We start from the raw sequence: 3,926 nt of genomic DNA on the forward strand, positions 1-3,926 counted from the left end.
CGACCCGGCCGCGCTCCGGTGTGCGCTCACCCCGGCCGCGAGCTGCCGGGCGGCGTCGGCGAGATCGGTGACGACCAGGCCGGCCCGGAACCCGAAGGGCCGCCGTCCCACCGCCAACGTCCAGCAGACGTCGCCGAGGGTGGCCGGGACGTCGGGCGCCCCGCCGGCCGCCAGTTCGGCCAGCGCGTCGGCCAGCCGGGCGGCGGTGGCGTGCAGCGCGGCCTCGGTCGGCGCGGACAGGACGAGCAGGTCGGGTCCCGAGGGCCCCGGCGCGGGGGAGACCGGCTGGTGCGCCTGCTCCACCACGACATGGGCGTTGGTGCCGCCGAGCCCGAACGAGTTGACCCCGGCGCGACGAGGCCGGCCGTCGGTCACCCACGGCCGGGACCGCACCGGCACGTACAACCCGGTGCCGTCGAGACCGGCGTCGGGGCCGGGCCGTTCATGGTGCAGGCTCGCCGGGAGCACGCCGTGGCGCACCGCGAGCACCGCCTTCACCAGGCCGGCCACGCCCGCCGCGGCGTCCAGGTTGCCGATGTTGGTCTTCACCGAACCGACCGCGCAACCGCCCGCGGTGATGGGTCCGAAGGCCCGGCGGAGTGCTTCCAGCTCGATCACGTCGCCCAGCCGGGTGCCGCCGCCGTGCGCCTCGACCAGACCCACCGTGTCGGGCTCCAGGCCGCCGGCCGCCCACGCCTCGGCTATCGCGGTGACCTGCCCGTCCACCCCCGGGCTGGCGAAGCCGGCCCGCGCCGCGCCGTCGTTGGTCACGGCCCATCCGCGCAGCACGGCGTGGACGTGGTCACCGTCGGCCAGCGCGTCCTCCAGCCGGCGCAGCACCACGACCGCCCCGCCGTTGCCGTAGACCGTGCCGTCGGCCGTGGCGTCGAACGCCCGCAGGTAACCCGTCGGCGAGGTCTGGTCGCCGGGCCGGGCGAGGTAGCCGACCTGGTCGACCGACGTCACCGCGACGCCGCCCGCGAGCGCGACGTCACAGCGGTAGTCGAGCAGGCTCTGCGCGGCCAGGCACACCGCGACCAGCGAGGACGAACAGGCGGTCTGCACCGCGACGCTCGGCCCGGTCAGGTCCAGCGCGTAGGACACCCGGGTGGGCAGGTAGTCCGCGCTGCTGCCCGGCGGCCAGGTCCACCGCTCGCCGGCCGGCAGGGCGGGCAGCACGTTGCCGAGCAGGTAGCGGTTCGGCGCCGCCCCGGCGAAGACCCCGCCCACCACGTCACCCGAGCAGGTGTGCCCCGCGTGTTCCAGGGCGGACCAGCACAGTTCGAGGAAGATCCGTTGCTGCGGGTCGAGCCGGGCCGCCTCCTCGTCCGAGTAGCCGAAGAACTCCGCGTCGAAGTCCGCCAGCCCGTCGAGACGGCCGAACACCGGCACGTACCCGGGATCGGCCCGCAGCTCCGTCGACGGCCCGGCCGCGTCCCACTCGTCGGGCCGCCACCGTCGGACCAGGTCGCGCCCGTCGCGGACCGCGCGCCACAGCTGGTCGACGTCGGGCGCGCCGGGGAACCGGCCCGCCATGCCGACCACCGCGATCGCGCCGGCGCCGGCTTGCGGCCCGGTGGTCACGAGGTCCTCCGTCGTCGGGCCGCCATCCGGTCCCGGGCCAGCCGCGCCGGGTCCGTCACCGCGCCGGCCAGGTGGGCGCCGAGCGCGGCGGCGTTCGGGTGGGCGAACAGGGAGACCAGCGGGACGGGGCGGCCGAGAGCGCGTTCGAGCTCCTGCTGGAGGCGGGCGAGGTGCAGAGAGTGGGCGCCGGCGTCGAAGAAGTTCTGCTCGACGCCGAGCGGTCGTCCGCCCGAGACGGCCCGCCACGCGTCGACCACGACCCGCTCCTGCGGCGTACGCGGTGGGGCCGGGGCGTCGGTGTCGACGGGTGGGGGCACCGGGAGGGCCTTCACGTCCACCTTGCCGGTGGAGGTGAGCGGGAACCCGGGCAGCACCACGACGCGCTGCGGCACGAGGTAGTGCGGCAGCGCGGCGGCGAGCGCGCGGCGCAGCGTCGCCGGGTCGGGGGTGCCGTCACCGGACGGGGTGACCCAGGCGAGCAGCTCCTTGCCGGCCGGACCGTCCACGGCGGCCGCCACCGCCAGGGCCACCTCCGGGCGGGCCCGCAACCGGGCCTCCACCTCTCCCGGCTCCACCCGGTAGCCGCGTACCTTCACCTGTCGGTCCAGCCGGCCCAGGTAGGCGAAGCCCCCGTCGGGCAACCGCCGGCCGAGGTCACCGGTGCGGTAGGTGCGGGTGCCGTCGGAGTGGGTGAGGAACCTGCTGGCGTTCCACACCGGATCGCCGCCCTGGTAGCCCGGGGTCAGGTGCCGGCTGCGGATGCCGATCTCCCCGGTCAGGCCCAGGACGCCACCGTCGGCGTCGAGCAGGTCCACGCTCACCCCGTCGAGCGGCCGGCCGATCGGCACGGTGGCGGTGTCGGGCAGCTCGTCGTCGACGGCCAGGTGGTTCTGCACCGCGAAACTGATCTCGGTGGCGCCGTAGCCGTTGACGAACACGCAGTGCGGGCCGATCCGCTCGCGGCAGCGCAGAACGTCCTGTCGGGTGGTCTCCTCGCCCCCGAGCACGACCGCGCGGATCCGGCGCAGCCGGCCGTCGGCCCCCGCCGGGACGTCCAGCAGCTGCCGGTACAGCGTGGGGGTCGAGTGGTAGACGGTCACCTCCCGGTCGACGAGCGCGGCGGCCAGGTGGCCGAGCCCGCGCCCGCGGACGTCCACCGGCACCGACGTGGCCCCGTTCAGCAGGGCGCTGAACATGTCGGTCACGGCCATGTCGAAGCCGAACGACGTCAGCAGGCTGACCCGGTCCGAGGGGCCGATGCGCAGGTTGTTGGTGTGGGTCGAGACCTGGAACAGCAGGTTGCGCTGGGTCTGCGTGACGCCCTTGGGCTGTCCCGTGGAGCCGGAGGTGTAGAGCACGTACGCCTCGGCGTCCGGATCCGCGGCGGGCACCGGCAGCTCACCCGAGGTGGGCAGCGCGGACACGTCGACCACCGGGGTGTCCGGGATGCCGGCGGCCGACAGCGCCTCGCTCGCGAGCCGGCGGTGCCCGGCCGTGGTGAGCAGGGCCACCGCGCCGCCGAGCATGGCGGCGAGCCGGGCCGCCGGATAGCCGGTGTCCAGCGGGACGTACGAGCCGCCGGCGCTGAGGGTGCCCAGGATCGCCGCGACGGTGGCCGTGCCGTGGTCGAGCAGCAGCCCGACCCGGCCCCTCCGACGGCCGGTCACCCGGTCCAGCTCCGCCGCCACGCCCGCCGCCGCGCCGGCCAGCTCGCGGTAGGTGAGCACCGCGTCGTCCCCGTGCACGGCGATCCGGTCGGGGTGTCGCCGTACCTGCTCGTGGAAGCGGGCCGGGACCCCGGCGTCGAGCACCTCCGGGGAGACGGGGCGATGGTCGGGCGGGCCGGTGTGCGGCAGCCGCAACGGCGGGCGGCGGCCGGCGACGGCCGGGACCGGGAGCAGACCGGCGGCCGGCGTGTCCCGGCCGGACCGCATCGCGGCCAGGACCCGCGCCAGGTCCGTGCCGAGGTCCCGGGCGAGTTGTTCGGGTAGGTCGGCGCGGTGGCCCAGGCGTACCACTACCGCGTCGGCGCCGGCGCCCAGCCGGGCCCGCACGGTGAGGTCCCCGGGGACCAGCTGCGCGGGCGAGTGCCGGGACTCGACCAGCAGGTCACCGATCCGCACGCTCGTCCCGGCCAGCCCGAGCGCGACGTCGGCGGCGAGGCCGGGGGGCACGCCGAGAAGCTCGTCGGTCTCCAGCAGCACCGTCGGCGGCAGGTCCGGCGACGGCTCGGGTCCCTGCGACGCGCGCAGCGAGCGGTGCACCCGGTCGACGAGCTCACCCACGGTGGACGCGGCGCCCGGGCGGAGCCGGCGGACGACCTGGCCGGCGGCGCCGGGGTG

2 protein-coding genes are annotated in these 3,926 nt (G+C 76.6%); both read right to left on the minus strand.

The genetic code is table 11. The features are described 5' to 3' along the window. On the minus strand, positions 1-1,584 hold a 1,584-nt coding region (locus HUW36_RS27455; protein WP_174530788.1), incomplete at its 3' end, for a beta-ketoacyl synthase N-terminal-like domain-containing protein. Continuing rightward, a partial coding sequence (locus HUW36_RS27460) for a non-ribosomal peptide synthetase (protein WP_217428886.1) occupies positions 1,581-3,926 on the minus strand: 2,346 nt, incomplete at its 5' end. The genes HUW36_RS27460 and HUW36_RS27455, both read right to left, overlap by 4 nt.

Source organism: Micromonospora maritima (assembly GCF_902825405.1).
Lineage (GTDB): Bacteria > Actinomycetota > Actinomycetes > Mycobacteriales > Micromonosporaceae > Micromonospora > Micromonospora maritima.